The sequence below is a fragment of the Pseudomonas fildesensis genome, assembly GCF_001050345.1.
Lineage (GTDB): Bacteria > Pseudomonadota > Gammaproteobacteria > Pseudomonadales > Pseudomonadaceae > Aquipseudomonas > Aquipseudomonas fildesensis.
Genome location: NZ_LFMW01000002.1, coordinates 439,422 through 453,352 on the forward strand (window position 1 = coordinate 439,422; position 13,931 = coordinate 453,352).

The 13,931-nt window shown below is 60.6% G+C and carries 18 protein-coding genes and 1 riboswitch; of the genes, 10 read left to right on the plus strand and 8 right to left on the minus strand.

The window, feature by feature from the left end:
- Window positions 1–100 precede the first annotated feature (100 nt).
- Window positions 101–793 carry a methyl-accepting chemotaxis protein gene (locus ACR52_RS31670; RefSeq protein ID WP_408003332.1) on the plus strand — a complete coding sequence of 231 codons (693 nt, stop codon included), beginning with the start codon at window positions 101–103 and terminating at the stop codon, window positions 791–793.
- A 213-nt stretch (window positions 794–1,006) separates the two neighbouring features.
- Window positions 1,007–2,749, plus strand: a complete 1,743-nt coding sequence (locus ACR52_RS05295) for an OPT family oligopeptide transporter (RefSeq protein WP_048721248.1) — start codon at window positions 1,007–1,009, stop codon at window positions 2,747–2,749.
- Between the two features lie 294 nt (window positions 2,750–3,043).
- On the opposite strand, the gene ACR52_RS05300 is transcribed toward ACR52_RS05295, so the two are convergent.
- The 3 genes from ACR52_RS05300 to ACR52_RS05310 form a co-directional block, all read right to left on the minus strand.
- Complete coding sequence (locus ACR52_RS05300; protein ID WP_048721250.1) at window positions 3,044–3,670, minus strand: glutathione S-transferase family protein; 627 nt, start codon at window positions 3,668–3,670, stop codon at window positions 3,044–3,046.
- Window positions 3,671–3,747: 77 nt separating this feature from the next.
- Window positions 3,748–4,203 carry a VOC family protein gene (locus ACR52_RS05305; protein ID WP_048721251.1) on the minus strand — a complete coding sequence of 152 codons (456 nt, stop codon included), beginning with the start codon at window positions 4,201–4,203 and terminating at the stop codon, window positions 3,748–3,750.
- 68 nt (window positions 4,204–4,271) lie between these two features.
- Window positions 4,272–4,628 carry a hypothetical protein gene (locus ACR52_RS05310; RefSeq protein WP_048721254.1) on the minus strand — a complete coding sequence of 119 codons (357 nt, stop codon included), beginning with the start codon at window positions 4,626–4,628 and terminating at the stop codon, window positions 4,272–4,274.
- A gap of 317 nt (window positions 4,629–4,945) precedes the next feature.
- On the opposite strand from ACR52_RS05310, the gene ACR52_RS05315 reads away from it, so the two are divergent.
- The 3 genes from ACR52_RS05315 to ACR52_RS05325 all read left to right on the plus strand — a co-directional run bounded on the left by ACR52_RS05315 (window position 4,946) and on the right by ACR52_RS05325 (window position 6,693).
- A complete protein-coding gene (locus tag ACR52_RS05315; protein ID WP_048721256.1) occupies window positions 4,946–5,920 on the plus strand; it encodes a hypothetical protein in 975 nt (324 codons plus the stop codon).
- Window positions 5,911–6,279 (plus strand): hypothetical protein, encoded by a 369-nt coding sequence (locus ACR52_RS05320; RefSeq protein WP_048721258.1) that lies wholly within the window; start codon window positions 5,911–5,913, stop codon window positions 6,277–6,279. Before ACR52_RS05315 ends, ACR52_RS05320 begins: the two co-directional genes overlap by 10 nt.
- A gap of 180 nt (window positions 6,280–6,459) precedes the next feature.
- Window positions 6,460–6,693 (plus strand): hypothetical protein, encoded by a 234-nt coding sequence (locus ACR52_RS05325; RefSeq protein WP_048721261.1) that lies wholly within the window; start codon window positions 6,460–6,462, stop codon window positions 6,691–6,693.
- Between the two features lie 3 nt (window positions 6,694–6,696).
- Here the strand turns inward: ACR52_RS05325 and ACR52_RS05330 are convergent, their stop codons facing one another.
- Window positions 6,697–6,927: a DUF6124 family protein gene (locus ACR52_RS05330; protein ID WP_048721265.1), complete on the minus strand. Its 231-nt coding sequence runs from the start codon at window positions 6,925–6,927 to the stop codon at window positions 6,697–6,699.
- A 456-nt stretch (window positions 6,928–7,383) separates the two neighbouring features.
- Here ACR52_RS05330 and ACR52_RS05335 point away from each other — a divergent pair, with 456 nt between their 5' ends.
- The 3 genes from ACR52_RS05335 to ACR52_RS05345 all read left to right on the plus strand — a co-directional run bounded on the left by ACR52_RS05335 (window position 7,384) and on the right by ACR52_RS05345 (window position 9,472).
- Window positions 7,384–7,938, plus strand: a complete 555-nt coding sequence (locus ACR52_RS05335) for a nucleotidyltransferase family protein (protein ID WP_048721268.1) — start codon at window positions 7,384–7,386, stop codon at window positions 7,936–7,938.
- Between the two features lie 170 nt (window positions 7,939–8,108).
- A complete protein-coding gene (tspO, locus tag ACR52_RS05340; protein WP_048721270.1) occupies window positions 8,109–8,549 on the plus strand; it encodes a tryptophan-rich sensory protein TspO in 441 nt (146 codons plus the stop codon).
- Entirely contained in the window at window positions 8,549–9,472 is a 924-nt protein-coding gene (locus ACR52_RS05345; protein WP_048721273.1) for an alpha/beta hydrolase fold domain-containing protein, read from the plus strand. The genes tspO and ACR52_RS05345 overlap by 1 nt, the downstream gene beginning before the upstream one ends.
- Window positions 9,473–9,481: 9 nt before the next feature.
- Here ACR52_RS05345 and ACR52_RS05350 read toward each other — a convergent pair whose 3' ends face one another.
- A complete protein-coding gene (locus tag ACR52_RS05350) occupies window positions 9,482–9,916 on the minus strand; it encodes a DUF6678 family protein (RefSeq protein WP_048721379.1) in 435 nt (144 codons plus the stop codon).
- Between the two features lie 35 nt (window positions 9,917–9,951).
- On the opposite strand from ACR52_RS05350, the gene ACR52_RS05355 reads away from it, so the two are divergent.
- Window positions 9,952–10,176, plus strand: coding sequence for a hypothetical protein (locus tag ACR52_RS05355; protein WP_048721275.1), 225 nt, complete (start codon window positions 9,952–9,954; stop codon window positions 10,174–10,176).
- Window positions 10,173–10,502 carry a GNAT family N-acetyltransferase gene (locus tag ACR52_RS05360; protein ID WP_048721277.1) on the plus strand — a complete coding sequence of 110 codons (330 nt, stop codon included), beginning with the start codon at window positions 10,173–10,175 and terminating at the stop codon, window positions 10,500–10,502. The genes ACR52_RS05355 and ACR52_RS05360 overlap by 4 nt, the downstream gene beginning before the upstream one ends.
- A gap of 192 nt (window positions 10,503–10,694) precedes the next feature.
- Here ACR52_RS05360 and ACR52_RS05365 read toward each other — a convergent pair whose 3' ends face one another.
- Genes ACR52_RS05365 through ACR52_RS05375 form a run of 3 tightly spaced genes read right to left on the minus strand, consistent with a single transcriptional unit; the run spans window position 10,695 to window position 13,479 of the window.
- Entirely contained in the window at window positions 10,695–11,459 is a 765-nt protein-coding gene (locus ACR52_RS05365; RefSeq protein ID WP_048721281.1) for an ABC transporter ATP-binding protein, read from the minus strand.
- Window positions 11,456–12,460, minus strand: a complete 1,005-nt coding sequence (locus ACR52_RS05370; RefSeq protein WP_173439187.1) for a FecCD family ABC transporter permease — start codon at window positions 12,458–12,460, stop codon at window positions 11,456–11,458. Before ACR52_RS05370 ends, ACR52_RS05365 begins: the two co-directional genes overlap by 4 nt.
- Window positions 12,461–12,468: 8 nt before the next feature.
- On the minus strand, window positions 12,469–13,479 hold the full coding sequence (locus tag ACR52_RS05375; protein ID WP_048721286.1) for an ABC transporter substrate-binding protein: 1,011 nt from the start codon (window positions 13,477–13,479) through the stop codon (window positions 12,469–12,471).
- Window positions 13,480–13,594: 115 nt separating this feature from the next.
- Window positions 13,595–13,788, minus strand: a riboswitch (cobalamin riboswitch).
- Window positions 13,789–13,931 lie beyond the last annotated feature (143 nt).

Sequence of the window (13,931 nt, forward strand, 5' to 3'; positions counted from 1 at the left end):
CCTCAATACGCAATCGGGCAGCACCCTCAGCGAAGTCGAAGACCAGCAGCACCAGATCAGCCAGATCGCCGCCGCCGCCACCCAACTGGCCGCCACCTCGATGGGCGTCGCCAAAAGCTGCGAACAAGCTTCCGGCAGCGCCCAGCACACCCGGCGCATCGCCGAAGACAGCAGCCGCGACAGCCAGCGCACCACGGCCAGTATCCAGCAGCTTAATCAGCGTTTGACCGACACCGCCAATGCCCTGGAGCAAGTGAGCCAGCAGGGCCAGCAGATTCAATCGGTGGTCGACACCATTCGCGGCATCGCCGAGCAAACCAACCTGCTGGCGCTCAACGCCGCCATCGAAGCCGCGCGCGCAGGTGAGCAGGGCAGGGGCTTTGCCGTGGTAGCCGATGAAGTCCGCAGCCTGTCGCAACGCACCCAGGCCTCCACCGCGCAAATCGCCAGCACCGTCGACAGCCTGCGCGCCACAGTCAGCCAGGCGGTCGCGCTGATGGGCGCCGCGTGCGACCAGGCGTTGACCGATGCCGAGTCCGTCACAGGGCTGGGCACGCGGCTGGGCGAGATTGCCGGCGCCGTACAAAACGTGACGGATACCCTGGCGCAGATTGCGGCAGCGGTGGAAGAGCAAGCGACCACGGCGGATGAAGTCAGCGGCAATATCCAGCAGGTGGACCAGGCGGCCGGACGCTTGCTCGATGGCGCGCGGGCGGTGAATCAGGCGGCGGATACCCTGAGCAGAGGCAGCCGTGCGTTGAGTGAAAATACCGCGCGATTCCGCCTGAGCTAAGCACCACGACCACCGCCACGGTAGGAGCGAGCTTGCTCGCGAAGAACCCGAGAGCGCTGCATGTATCCAGGATGCCCGCGTCACCGTTGACGTTTTTCGCGAGCAAGCTCGCTCCTACAGTGGGGTGGGCCACGCCATCAGTCGTGTTGAACCTTCAAGCCATACCGGGCTCACTTGTCAGGTAGCACCGTTTCTTGGCCGAAAGGAATCTGCATGCCTTCCACCTCGTCAACCCTCCCACTGAGCGCTCCCGTCGAGCGCGAACTGAGCCTGCGCGCGGTCATCACCGGGATCGTGCTCGGTATCCTGCTGACGCCTTCCAACGTGTACGCCGGGTTGAAGATCGGCTGGTCGTTCAACATGTCGATCATCGCGCTGCTGGTCGGTTATGCCATCTGGCAAGGCCTGGCCAAGCGTTCATCTGAGCAACTGCCGTGGACGCTGCACGAGAGCAACATCAACCAGACCGTCGCCTCCGCTGCCGCGTCGATCATTTCTGGTGGGCTGGTCGCGCCGATCCCGGCCTACACCTTGCTGACCGGCAACCAGCTCGACGCGCTGCCGATGATCGCCTGGGTGTTCTCGGTGAGCTTCCTGGGGATCTGGATCGCCTGGTACCTGCGCCCCTCGTTGCTCAATGACAAGGCGCTGAAGTTCCCCGAAGGCATGGCCACCCTGGAAACCCTGCTGCACATCTACAACCACGGCCGCGAAGCCGCGACGCGCCTCAAGGTACTGCTTAGCGCTGCGTTGTTGTCCGGGCTGGTCAAGTGGGTGGATACGTTTATGTGGGCCTTCCCGCGCTGGTCGCCCACCGCCCAACTGGAGCGACTGACCTTCACTGCCGACCCTTCGCTGTTGTTGCTGGGCTTCGGCGGCATCATCGGCATTCGCGTGGGCCTGACCCTGTTGCTCGGCGCCTTGCTCGCGTGGGGCGGCCTGGGGCCGTGGCTGTTGGCGCAAGGGCTGGTGACATTGCCGGCTGACAGCAGCGGCCCGCAATTCGCGGCGCTGGTGGAATGGCTGCTGTGGCCGGGCGTGAGCCTGATGGTGTGTTCGACCCTGGCCTCGCTGGCGATTCGCTTGTGGGCCTTGCACGCGTCGACCAAGGCCGATGGCGACACACCCTGGGCGATCCCAAAGCCGGGGCCGGCGGCCGGGTTTGCGCTGTCGATCATTCTGGTGGTCAGCCTGCAGGCGCTGCTATTTGGCATCAACCTGTGGATGGCCTTGTTGACCATTCCCGTGGCGATCTGCCTGGCTGCCGTGGCCGCGCGGGTGGTCGGCGCTACCGGCATTCCGCCGATTGGCGCCATCGGGCAACTGTCCCAGCTGAGCTTTGGCATCGTTGCGCCGGGGCAAGTGCCGATCAACCTGATGAGCGCCAATACCGCCGGCGGCTCGGCCGGGCAATGCACGGATTTGATGAACGACTTCAAGGTGGGCAAGGCGATTGGCGCCACGCCGCACAAGCAGGTGATCGCGCAGATTTTGGGGATTTTCGTCGGCAGCATCGTCGGTGTGTTCGCCTACTTGGCGCTGATCCCCGATCCACAGAGCATGCTGCTCACCGAAGAATGGCCGGCGCCGGCGGTAGCTACCTGGAAAGCCGTGGCGCAAACCTTGACCCATGGGCTGGATTCATTGTCGGTGAGCATTCGCTGGGCGATTGGTATCGCGGGCGTGGTCGGGGTGTTGCTGGGGATACTCGACAGCGTGCTGCCTGCGCATCGCGCCCGGTACCTGCCCAGCGCAGCAGCGTTGGGGCTGGCCTTCGTGCTGCCAGCCTCGGTGTCGCTGATGATGGCGCTCGGCGCAGTGTTGACGTGGTGGGTGAGCTGTCGCTGGCCCAGTCTCACTGAGCGCTTTGCGATTACTGCAGCGGCGGGGTTGATTGCGGGGGAGAGCATTACCGGAGTGGGGGCGTCGTTGTGGCAGATGGTGGGGAATGGGTGAGGGCGGGCGCACGCACGCTTGGGCTACCGCTTTCCAAAGGCCGCCTCTCGCTAATGGCCGGCACCATTCTCTGTGGCGGGCGAGCCTGTTGTGGCGAGCGGGCTTGCCCCGCGTTGGGCTGCGTAGCAGCCCCAGTGGCTGCAGCCGAGTTCTTTCAGGCAGTCCGAGGTGGCAGGTTTTGGGGCTGCTGCGCAGCCCAACGCGGGGCAAGCCCGCTCGCCACAACAACCCTGCTCGCCACAGGGCCCCGCTGGTTTTCGGCCTAGTCATTCACCCGGCAGAGGCAATCCCTTCTCACTTCGCAAACGCATACTCCCCGCCCTGTTCCAGCGCCTTTCGATACGCCGGTCGAGCCTGGAACCGCTGCACCCACGCCGCCAGGTTCGGGTATGCCTGCAACTTGCCCTGCGCCTTGGCAATCTCACCGATAAAGCTCATCTGGATATCCGCGCCCGTTAATTCATCACCCACCAGATACGGCGTCCGCCCCAGCGCATCGTTCAGATAACCCAAGTAATTGGCCACCTCCGATTCAATCCGCGGATGCAGCGGCGCGCCGGCATCACCCAGCCGCCCGACGTACAGGTTGAGCATCAGCGGCAACATCGCCGACCCTTCGGCGAAGTGCAGCCATTGCACGTACTCATCAAAGGTGGCCGTGGCCGGGTCCGGTTGAAGGCGGCCTTCACCATGGCGGCGGATCAGGTAGTCGATAATCGCGGCGGACTCGATCACCACGCGGGAGCCGTCTTCGATCACCGGAGATTTGCCCAGTGCGTTGATCGCCTTGAGCTCGGGCGGTGCGAGGTTGGTTTTCGGGTCGCGCTGGTAGCGTTTGATCTCGTAAGGCAGGCCGAGCTCTTCGAGCAGCCAGAGAATGCGCTGCGAGCGCGAGTTGTTGAGGTGGTGGACAATGATCATGTGGGGCTCCGCTGGGCGAGAGGGGGTATGTTCTGGTAGAGACTACGCCGCCGCCAGGGAGTGCCCTTGATTATTTTTCAGGAAAACGCCGCCTCGATAAACGCCTCCAGCCCTTTCTCCTCCAGTATCTCGATAGAAAAGTGCCCAAAGCGCTTGGGCAGCCAAATAATGCGGCCCCCGGACGGTGTTTGCAGGTTCTCCCGCGCCAACGGTTTGCCGTTTTCGTCTTCCGGCTGAACCCCGCTGGCGATCAATTCGTCGTAGGCCGCCTCGATGTCCGGTGTCGAGTAGCAATGCCGGTAAATCATCCCCTCGCCACACGTGTCCAGGAGTTCCCTGAGATTCCCCGCCAACGGCTGTACCAGCATGAAACGCTCCTGGCCCATCAGCGCGACGGCGTAGCGCACATGCAGTCCACCGCGTTCCCAAACGAAGGTTGTGGAGATGCGGGCCTTGAGTATCCGAGCGTAGTAATCGCAGGCCTCCTCAAGATTCTCGACCAGAATGTCGACGTGGCTGAATTTCAGTTCCATGGGGTGGCTCCTGCCGATAGGGCGTCTATGTTAACCACGGCATTCTCGGAATTCGATGGGGTTTTTCCCTACGCTTTGCGCAGGCGCAGCGCCCAATCACCGCCGTGCTGCAGGTGGCATTCCTCTTCCGAGTCGAAGCGTACGCAGCGGTCCAATCGCACCGTGTCCACCTCGGCGTCGCTCAACGCAGCGGCGGTCAGCTCACGCATGCGTTGGTCTTTTCCGTTTGCAAGGGCCAGCTCCTTGCTGGCGCGGGTGTCGAATACCCAGACCACCCTAAGGCTGTGGGGGAAGGCGGCGTAGTCGACGGTGTGGGTGAGCCAGTCGAAGCCCGGGATTTCAGCTTTGGCGGTTTCACAGGCTTCGGTCAGGGTGGCGATCAGGCGACGTTCGAGGCGGGCGCTGTCGCGTTTGGTTGGAGGCATGGGGGCTCTCGAAGACGGGAAAAGGAGGCTGCGTATTAAAGCGCGGGGAAATATATCTGTCCGTTTTTTCCTCATCGACAAATCCAGTGCCTTTTGCATATCCAACAGTGGGAATGCTCCGAAAAAAGTACAGTAGAGTGGGCGCTTGATTCGAGATTTGGCCTCTAGGCGTGGGATTTGGGTTACTGCTGTAGGCTTTGATCCGGTTGGCTGTGGCCTCTTTCTGAAATTGAATTTCGACCCCTTCATTTCCTGCCCGTTAACAAAAAACCGACTTTATATTTCGACTTCTTCTTTGTTGATGTTGGAATTCAGGCATGGCGACGGCTTATATCAATCAACGACTCATTGACTACGTCAGCCTAAGGGCATGGGTGCTTAACGGTGCGTCGCCCCTGGCGACTCAGAAATTCGATGCGCTTAACGCTCACTTACCCCGCCATTTTGTAACGCCGGGGTACATGGTTATCGTGCCGAGCAACACGCTTCAAGAAAGCACCGCCGATGAAGCCTGGCTGATGAGCCAGGCCGAGCAGGTCAGCCGCGTACTGGATGACAACCCACACGCCGGAGACCTGATAGTCAGTGACTATAATTTGCTCCAGAGCGTACTGGGTTACAGCTCGTTGGGTGTCGGCAGCGCAACGTCTGCCTGGAGTACCCATCTGAATGAGGTTCGACACACACTTGAAGAAATCGAGCAGGCCTATGTTCGGCTCAAAAGTGGCGCGGTGGATCGAGAGGCGTTTTTTCGGCAACGACAAGCGTTGTTGACGCAATTGAACAGCCAGCTTCAGGGCGCGGCCCGGTTTGGCACGGGGTTGCGCAATAGTCACTCGTTGAGGTGGATTCTGGGGGTTTCAACCAAAAGCTTTTTGCACAAGGGCGATATCAAGGGGTATGCGGAGCGTATTAAAGGTATTGCGGGTGTCAGCCGGCATTTACGCAAGGGGACTTATTTCGGGCTGGTGCTGGATGTGGGGGCGGCCGGGTTGCAGGTGAAGGAGGCGTGTACGGTGGGCCGGGAGGAGGAGTGTCGTAAGGCGCAGTTTGTGGAGGGCGGGCGATTGGTGGGAGGGGTTGGAGCGGCATATTTGGGTGGGACGATTGGGGGGAAGGTTGGGCCTGCTATGTGCCGTCTGTTTTTGGGGATTGCCACCAAAGGAGTAGGGAGGCTTTCCTGCGGAATAATTGGCGGTGCTGTGGTCGGGGGCACAGGGGGGGCTTTTTTTGGCGACCGCGGCGCGCAGTGGGGTGAAGAACTGTATATGGGCGATGATCTATGGATATAGCAGGCTACAAGTTCATCACAGTACTGGTGCGCGTTGAGTTTTTCATTAGCTTGGCATTGCTGCTGTATTCGCACTATTTCAAGCTTGAAAAACTCGAAAAGTATTTTGAAAAAAATGAAATCGTTCAGCTCAATAAGCGACGTTGGCCGGGTAAACGGCCAATGGATAAGGCTATGCGTATGGGACAGATTGGTTTGTTCCTGATATTTCCTAAAAGTTACATCCGTTTAGGCGATGTGAGCTCAGAAGAGCTTGCCTCCGTTCCGGTTTCCCTTAAACGTTGGGCGACCTGGCCGGATTACTTCGTCATTCAAATGTTTGTGTGGGTGGGGGTTAGTTATGTTCTATATGGGCGCTAGTTTTCGGCGGTTAATGAGCCGCTGGAAGCTAATGGGTACGCAGCTTCACTGCCCGCACCGGTTCAAGTGCCAGTGGCTGATGAAGGCCGAAATCAGCCCCTTTCTGTGCTAACCGGTCTACCATGGCATCCCCCGGCAGTGGTCCACGCGCTACCGTTCATTTTCTTTCAAGGTATCGTCATGTCCATCGACCAAATCTCCCTCCCCAAAGGCGTAGGCCCTCACGCCATCAAGCTCCTCGACGCCATCACTGGCGCTTCCACCCATGAAGATCTCAACCGCGCCGGCGGCAAGGCCGAAGGCTTTGTGTTGGGGCTTGAGTCCGCCAAAGCCATCAAAAGCCAAATCGCCGAGTCGTTGTATGTGGCTTACGACGACGCGGCGAGTCATCGCGCTAGTGAGTTGAAGGGCTAGGCTTTAACCGGAGCAGGGCGCTTCGCGGTCGAGAAGTTTGGTCGTTAGCAGGACGCCCAGTTCGCTCAGTTGATGAATCGCCAGCGCGATGTCGCGGTGTTTGCCGTTGAGGTCTTCGGACAGGTCGAGCAGCAGGGTGCTGACTGAGGTGAAGGTTTCGTAGCTGTTGGTGATGAGGGTTTCGTTGCTGGCGTCGGTGACGACATTGAAAAGGGCAGGTGTGACTTTAACCATTGTTAAGTTCCTTGCTTGTGCCACAACCTCATCGCTACTAAACGATAAGGCGGTAGCTGTACGCAGGTTAGTAGACCGGTGGAACCTAACAAAACCGGCGCGCCCGAGGGCGCCCTACGCACAGCCACCATCAAGCACAGACAGGAACGTCTGACAGATGAAGCTTGTGCACTTGTTAGGTTAAACCGTGGGCTACTAAACCCGATCACCGAGAGATTCAGCGACCGAGCCACCTTAGAGACGGCCACCCCAGCGCACAAGCCGGCGGATTCTGACGCAAGCGTAGGCAATGGAGCAAGGTGCTGCGAGGTATTCGGATTTTGCCTAGGGGCGCTGCGTTATCGTTCGCGTTTTCCGCGAGCAAGGACTAGGCGTCCCCCTCGCTCCAGAGAGGTAGTGTCATCGTTGGTGCGATACAGTTGCGCCTGACGCCGGAACGACTATTAAGGAGTAAACATGACATTGACCGTCGAAACCCTGCTCAAGCTGGCCATGGCCAACCCCATCAACGCCGAAATCACCGCACGCCTGCCTGACCTGGGTGTGGACCAATGCATGCTCACGGCGGGTTGCCTGTTCCAGGCGGTGTGGAATCATCAAGCGAATCTGCCTGCCGCTCATGGCGTGAAGGACTACGACGTTTTTTACTTCGACACCGACTTGTCCTACGAGGCGGAGGACGCGGTGATTCGGTCGGCGCATGAGCTGTTCCAGGATTTGGGCGTCAATGTGGAGGTCAAGAACCAGGCGCGGGTTCACCTCTGGTACGGCCAGCGGTTCGGCCGTCCCTATCCGCAGTTGCGCACGGCCAGTCAGGGGGTGGATCGTTACCTGGTGGCGGGTACGTGTATTGCGCTGGATATTGCGACCGGCGAGATATATGCGCCGTATGGGTTGGATGATGTGGAGCAGGGCGTGCTGCGCATTAATCCACTGCATGCGCAGCCGGAGTTGTTTGAGCAGAAGGCCAGGAGTTATCAGGCGCGCTGGCCTTGGCTGAGGATTGTTTGAGCTGTCGAGCTTTAGTCATGCTGCGATGCTGGCTCCTTGGGCTGGCGGGTATTGCGCGGTGATCCCATCGCAGCTTCGCTAAAGCTCGACAGCTCGCACATTTGATCGGTGGTGAACTTTTACCCGCTTGCTGCACGTCCAAGCATGAAATGACTAGCCAAGGACCGAACATGATCTTCTTTATCTTCCTGCTCGCCTGCGCCGCCGCTGCCAGCACCGGCATTATCTTCAAGCCCGGTGCCTGGTACGAATCCCTCGTAAAACCCAGCTTCACCCCACCCAATTGGCTGTTTCCGGTGGCCTGGACAATCATCTACCTGCTGCTCGCCTGGGCCGGTTACCGCTTGAGCCTGATCCCAGGTAGCCAGATGGTACTTGCATTGTGGGCTGCGCAGATCGCGTTGAATACGCTGTGGACGCCGGTGTTTTTCGGCGCGCACCGTCTCCTGGCCGGGATGGTAATTATTGTGCTGCTGTGGATCACTGTGGCGGCGATGGTGGTATTGGCCGTGCGCCTGGACCTGATCACCGGGTTGATCCTGTTCCCTTACCTGGCATGGCTGTGTGTAGCGGCGGCGTTGAATTTCTCGATCCTGCGGAATAATCGCTGATGGCCTACACAACTTGGCTGGTCAGCGAGCCGGAGTTGGCCGAGATGCGCCGCTTCAATCAGAAGCTTGCGTGGCTGCCACGCTTTAAAATCCGTAACCGCATCACGCCGCGTTTGATTCAGGCGTTGTTGCGCGTCAGTCAAACGATCAAGCGCGCCACACCGGCTGAACGCAGGGTTGTGGACAACGTGCCGTTGCGCGTCCTGCGGCCGAGCGGCGAGCCCAAGGGTGTGGTGCTGGATATCCACGGTGGCGGTTGGGTGATTGGCAACGCGCAAATGGATGACGAACTGAACCTGGGCATGGTCAACGCGTGCGACGTGGTGGTGGTGTCGGTGGACTATCGGCTGGCGATCGACACGCCGATTGAAGGCTTGATGGAAGACTGCTTGAACGCCGCGCGTTGGCTGCTCAGCGCTGAAGAGTTTGCCGACCTGCCGGTGATTGTGGTGGGCGAGTCGGCGGGCGGGCATCTGGCGGCGGCGACATTGCTGGCGCTGAAGCAATGGCCGGCGCTGCTCCAGCGTGTGAGCGGTGTGGTGCTGTATTACGGCGTTTACGATCTGGCCGGGACGCCAAGCGTCCAATCCGCCGGCCCCGAGACATTGCTGCTGGATGGCCCGGGAATGGTCGACGCGCTGGCTATGTTGACGCCTGGACTGAACGACGAAGCGCGTCGCCAACCGCCATTGTCACCGCTGTATGGCGACTTAACCGGGTTGCCGCCGGCATTGATGTTTGTCGGCGAGTTGGACCCGCTGAAGGATGACACCCTGGAGATGGCCGAGCGATGGCCTGCGGCGCAGGCACACCTATTGCCCGAATCGGCCCATGGGTTTATTCATTTCCCTGTGGCGATGGCGGAAGGTGTGCTTGCTTATTGTCGGCACTGGATCACTGAGCGCATAGAGGGAGGGCAGTAAGTATTCCCTCTATGCAGGCGGGAAGTCTTCGTAGGATTTTGGTAGGTAGCCCCAAATTCTCAGCACGTCAGCCTGCAATTCAAACTCAAACCCAATCTGCGCGATGACCCTCGATACTTCTTCGCTATGGTCAATGTATGTGTGTGGGAGCAGCACTCCCAAAGATGGCGCAGCTTCCCATACTCCAATGTCGAACCATTCGACGTAAGCGAATGGAAACGGCAAGTGGTAAAACCACTCTACATCCCATTCCGAGATATGGCCTGTGATGGATTTCGATCGATAGGACGGCTTCCAACCTGGGAGCTGGCGGAAGTGGGTGGTCAGTTCGTTCCACTTGGTATTGTTTGCCGCGCCTGCCAGATTTCTTGCCGCCAGGGTGGCTTGGATAATCTTCCTGTTTTTATCACTCTGCCGAGCGCCGGGCCCTGGTAGTTCACTCATATTCATCGTTTCTCTCACATCACAAGGATTCCGCTATGCGCGAATATACCGTCACCTATCTTTTTAACGGCGAGTCTCGCACTCACGCGTTCGAACTCAACCAGCCTGAATTGCCTGTGCATGAAGCAGCGATGCACCTGCTGGCGCTGCATTTCGGAGATGCGGAGAATGGTTTGATCATGCCCGCAGCGGATGCGGCGCCGGAGGAGATTCTGGAGCAGGCGGAGTTGATGGGGATAAGCCAGATCAAGCTCGTATGAATCAACGGCCTATCATTCAGACAGCCACTGACGCCGACATCCCTGATGTATTGAGCTTCGTGCTGCAGGCGCGCGCCGAGCTTTTTCCCAAGCTCGGCGCAACCGGCATGCCGGCGGATTTGGCACAGTTTGAGGCGATTTACCTTCACGGTGACGGTCGGTTTCTGATCGCTCGTGTCGAGGGCCAGATTGTCGCCGTCATCGGCTATCTGCCCTATGACGCGCGTTTTGCGCAGTTGAACTACCACGACCGCAAGACGGTGGAGGTGGTGGATGTTGAGGCGGACCCGGTGTGGCAGACGACGCATATGAAGCGGTATTTATAGCGCTCTGGCCTGCGGGCTTTTGTGGCGAGCGGGCTTGCCCCGCGTTGGGCTGCGAAGCAGCCCTGAAACCATACGACCCAGTTCTACCCAGAGGAATGCGGTGTTCTTATTGGGGCTGCTCCGCAGCCCAACGCGGGGCAAGCCCGCTCGCCACAGGAAGCCCGCTCGCCACAATAAAACCACCCGGCACACTTACACCGAGCGCAACCGCAGTATCTGTGCCCCATCAAACGGGTCCGTGAGGTAATGCGCCTGCACGCCGAACGTTTCCTGCAATCGCTGCGGTGTCAGCACTTCCAGCGGTTTGCCCAGCGCCACCAATCGTCCGCGATCCAGCACGGCCAAGCGGTCGCAGGTCAGCGCTTGATTCAGGTCATGCAGGGCGATCAACGTGGTCACCGGCAGCGCCTGCACTCCTTTCAAAATCGCCAGTTGATGCTGGATATCCAGGTGATTGGTCGGCTCATCCAGCAACAGAATCTGCGGCCGTTGCGCGAGGGCGCGGGCGATGTGCACGCGTTGGCGTTCGCCGCCGGAAAGGCTGCGCCAGGCGCGCGTGCTCAGGTGCGTGGCATCGACGTCCTGCAGGGCCTGGCGCACGATGGCGTCGTCGTCGCTGGACCACGGGCTCAGCGCCGACAGCCACGGGGTTCGGCCCAGGGCCACTGCGTCGAATACGCGGATGGCGTCGTCCGTGTCGGCCTGCTGCTCCACCACCGCCAGTTGCTGCGCGATGGCGCGGCGGGACAGGTGGCCCAAGCGCTTGCCGCCGAGCAGTACTTCGCCGCTGGCCGGTGTGCGCAAACCGGCGAGCAGTTTGAGCAAGGTGGATTTGCCGGAGCCGTTCGGCCCGACAATCCCCAAGGTTTCACCCAACTGAATCTCAAGGTGGATATCGCGCAGCAACTCGGCCTCACGCACCTTGAAGCCCAGGCCGGTGCAACTCAGTACTGTCATCGCGCATTCCTCCGGCCGATCAAAATCAGCGCAAACACCGGCGCACCGACCAGTGCGGTCACCACGCCGACCGGGATCACCTGGCCTTTGATCAACGTGCGCGACAGCACATCGGCGGCGATCAAAAACAGCGCGCCGCCCAATGCACTGGCTGGCAGCAATCGCGAGTGCCCAGTGCCGAGCAACAGGCGCACGGCGTGAGGGATCACCAGGCCGACAAAACCGATGGAGCCGACAATCGACACCATCACCGCTGTCACCAGCGCCGCGCAGCCCACCAACACAAATTGCACACGGCGCACCGGGATGCCAAGTGACGCCGCCGAGTCGCTGCCGAAGGTAAACGCATCCAGTGCGCGCCGGTGCCACAGGCACACTGCCAACCCCGCGACCGCCACCGGCACGGCCAGCCATACCGCAGGCCAGCGCACGCCGCTGAGGTTGCCGAGCAGCCAGAACATGATGCCGCGCGCCTGCTCGGAGCTGGCCGACTTGGTGATCAGAAACGCAGTGAGGGCGTTAAACAGCTGCGAACCGGCAATGCCGGCGAGGATGATCTGGCCGGTGCCGCTGGACGAACCGCTGGCCCGCGCGAGCAAGATCACCAGCGCAAACGCCGCCATCGCCCCGACAAACGCGCCGGCCGACAGTGAAATCAGCCCGCCGCCGACACCCATCAACACCACCAGGACTGCGCCGGTCGAGGCGCCGGCGCTGATGCCGAGCAGGTAAGGGTCGGCCAAGGGGTTACGCAGCAGCGACTGCAAAATTACCCCGCAAGTTGCCAGCCCCGCACCGCAGGCGGCGGCGACCAGGGCGCGGGTCAGGCGGTAATTCCACACCACGCCTTCATCGATCGGGTCCAGCACGTAACCGGCCGCCCAGAGTTTATTGGCGAGCACCTGCAACACCACGTGTGGCTCGATGGCGGTTTCGCCGATGGCCACGCCGGCGAGCACGGCGACCAGTAGCAGCGCCAGGGCGAGTAGGGTTCGTATCACGCTGTTAGTCATTGGCGCAGGTCGTAGCCGTCGATGGCCGTGGCCAGTTGTTCAAGGCCATCGAACATGCGAATGCTGGCCTGCAGCGCCAGGGCATCGAGAATGATGATGCGGTTGTTTTTCACCGCGTCCATGTTACGGGTCACCGGGTCGCTGCGCAGGAAGGCCAGTTTCTTTTCATGGTCGTCGGCCGGGTAGCGGCGGCGGTCCATGCGCGCGATCACCAGGAAGGTCGGGTTGGCCTTGGCGATGGTTTCCCAGCCGACGGCCGGCCACTCTTCATCGGACTGCACCACGTTGTGCAGGCCGAGGGTTTCGAGCATGAATTCGGGAATGCCTTTGTGGCCGGCGACGTAGGGATCGCTGGCGATCTCGGCGCTGGAGAACCACACCAGCGCGCTGGCTTGCTTGAGGCCTTTGCTTTGCACGGTGGCGACGGACTTGGCCAGGCGTGACTTGAGTTCGTCGTTCAGTTGCTGGCCGCGCGCTTGCACGTCGAAAATCTCGGCCAGTTGGCTGATGCTTTTATAGATCGTGTCGATGCGGAACAGCTCCAGCCGCGTGCCGTCGGCGCCCACCAGGTTGTCCTTGCCTTCGCAGTCGGAGGGCAGCAGGTAGGTGGGGATTTTCAGATCGTGAAACTGCTCGCGGGTGCCGACCACGCCTTGCGCACCCACCACCCACTCCAGTTCCGCCGCGACCAATTGCGGGCGCTTGGCGATGACCGCTTCGAAACTCGGCTCGTTGTTGGCCAGGCGCTCGATGGTGTCGTTCTGCGCCTTGAACTGCGGCAACACGTTGTTGAACCACAGAGAGGTGCCGACCACCTTATCGCCCACGCCCAAGGCATACAGCATTTCGGTGGCGGCCTGGCCGATGGTCACGCTGCGCGCAGGCGCTTGCAGGAAGGTGAGGGTGCTGCCGCAGTTTTCGACGGTCAGCGGGTACTGAGTGGGGGTCGCCTGGGCCAGGGCACAGAAGCCCAGGCCAGTGATCAAGGCGGTAACGCGTGCCAGCATGGGGCAGTCTCCGTTTGAACCGTATGTACAGCCGGGGAGGTACGGCTCGGAAACACACCCTCGAACGCTGCCAGCGCGGCAGGGCAAGGCTGTCCTTCCCGGACACCCCGCCGGTTAGTGAGTTACTCGGCCGGCAGGTCTCCTGACTGATGCGTCATCGCCACGCTCCGGCCTTCCCGGACGTGGTCCAGTGGCAATGTGGAGCAGGCTCAGCACCTACAGTTGCGGGGGCAGTTTCGATTGACGTCGCGTGCGGCGTTTCGAATTCCCTATTAGTCCCGTTTGGGAACCGGCGCGGTATGGTAGTCGATTGGGCTGGAGAGGGGGAGCTGGACGTCACTCCAGACAGGCGCGTGCTTGCTCGCGAAAACGTCAAGGATAATGCCGGCTGTCGGGTTTGACGCAACGTCTTCCGGTTTTTTCGCGAGCCAGCGCGCTCCTGCAAGGCATTC

Coding starts and splice junctions, on each gene's coding strand:
- ACR52_RS05310 (WP_048721254.1), bottom strand. CDS start 4,628: ATGCCTCCAACCAAACGCGACAGCGCCCGCCTCGAACGTCGCCTGATC.
- tspO (WP_048721270.1), top strand. CDS start 8,109: ATGATCTTCTTTATCTTCCTGCTCGCCTGCGCCGCCGCTGCCAGCACC.
- ACR52_RS05365 (WP_048721281.1), bottom strand. CDS start 11,459: ATGACAGTACTGAGTTGCACCGGCCTGGGCTTCAAGGTGCGTGAGGCC.
- ACR52_RS05325 (WP_048721261.1), top strand. CDS start 6,460: ATGTCCATCGACCAAATCTCCCTCCCCAAAGGCGTAGGCCCTCACGCC.
- ACR52_RS05330 (WP_048721265.1), bottom strand. CDS start 6,927: ATGGTTAAAGTCACACCTGCCCTTTTCAATGTCGTCACCGACGCCAGC.
- ACR52_RS05320 (WP_048721258.1), top strand. CDS start 5,911: ATGGATATAGCAGGCTACAAGTTCATCACAGTACTGGTGCGCGTTGAG.
- ACR52_RS05305 (WP_048721251.1), bottom strand. CDS start 4,203: ATGGAACTGAAATTCAGCCACGTCGACATTCTGGTCGAGAATCTTGAG.
- ACR52_RS05295 (WP_048721248.1), top strand. CDS start 1,007: ATGCCTTCCACCTCGTCAACCCTCCCACTGAGCGCTCCCGTCGAGCGC.
- ACR52_RS05350 (WP_048721379.1), bottom strand. CDS start 9,916: ATGAGTGAACTACCAGGGCCCGGCGCTCGGCAGAGTGATAAAAACAGG.
- ACR52_RS31670 (WP_408003332.1), top strand. CDS start 101: ATGGGCGTCGCCAAAAGCTGCGAACAAGCTTCCGGCAGCGCCCAGCAC.
- ACR52_RS05315 (WP_048721256.1), top strand. CDS start 4,946: ATGGCGACGGCTTATATCAATCAACGACTCATTGACTACGTCAGCCTA.
- ACR52_RS05360 (WP_048721277.1), top strand. CDS start 10,173: ATGAATCAACGGCCTATCATTCAGACAGCCACTGACGCCGACATCCCT.
- ACR52_RS05375 (WP_048721286.1), bottom strand. CDS start 13,479: ATGCTGGCACGCGTTACCGCCTTGATCACTGGCCTGGGCTTCTGTGCC.
- ACR52_RS05355 (WP_048721275.1), top strand. CDS start 9,952: ATGCGCGAATATACCGTCACCTATCTTTTTAACGGCGAGTCTCGCACT.
- ACR52_RS05335 (WP_048721268.1), top strand. CDS start 7,384: ATGACATTGACCGTCGAAACCCTGCTCAAGCTGGCCATGGCCAACCCC.
- ACR52_RS05345 (WP_048721273.1), top strand. CDS start 8,549: ATGGCCTACACAACTTGGCTGGTCAGCGAGCCGGAGTTGGCCGAGATG.
- ACR52_RS05300 (WP_048721250.1), bottom strand. CDS start 3,670: ATGATCATTGTCCACCACCTCAACAACTCGCGCTCGCAGCGCATTCTC.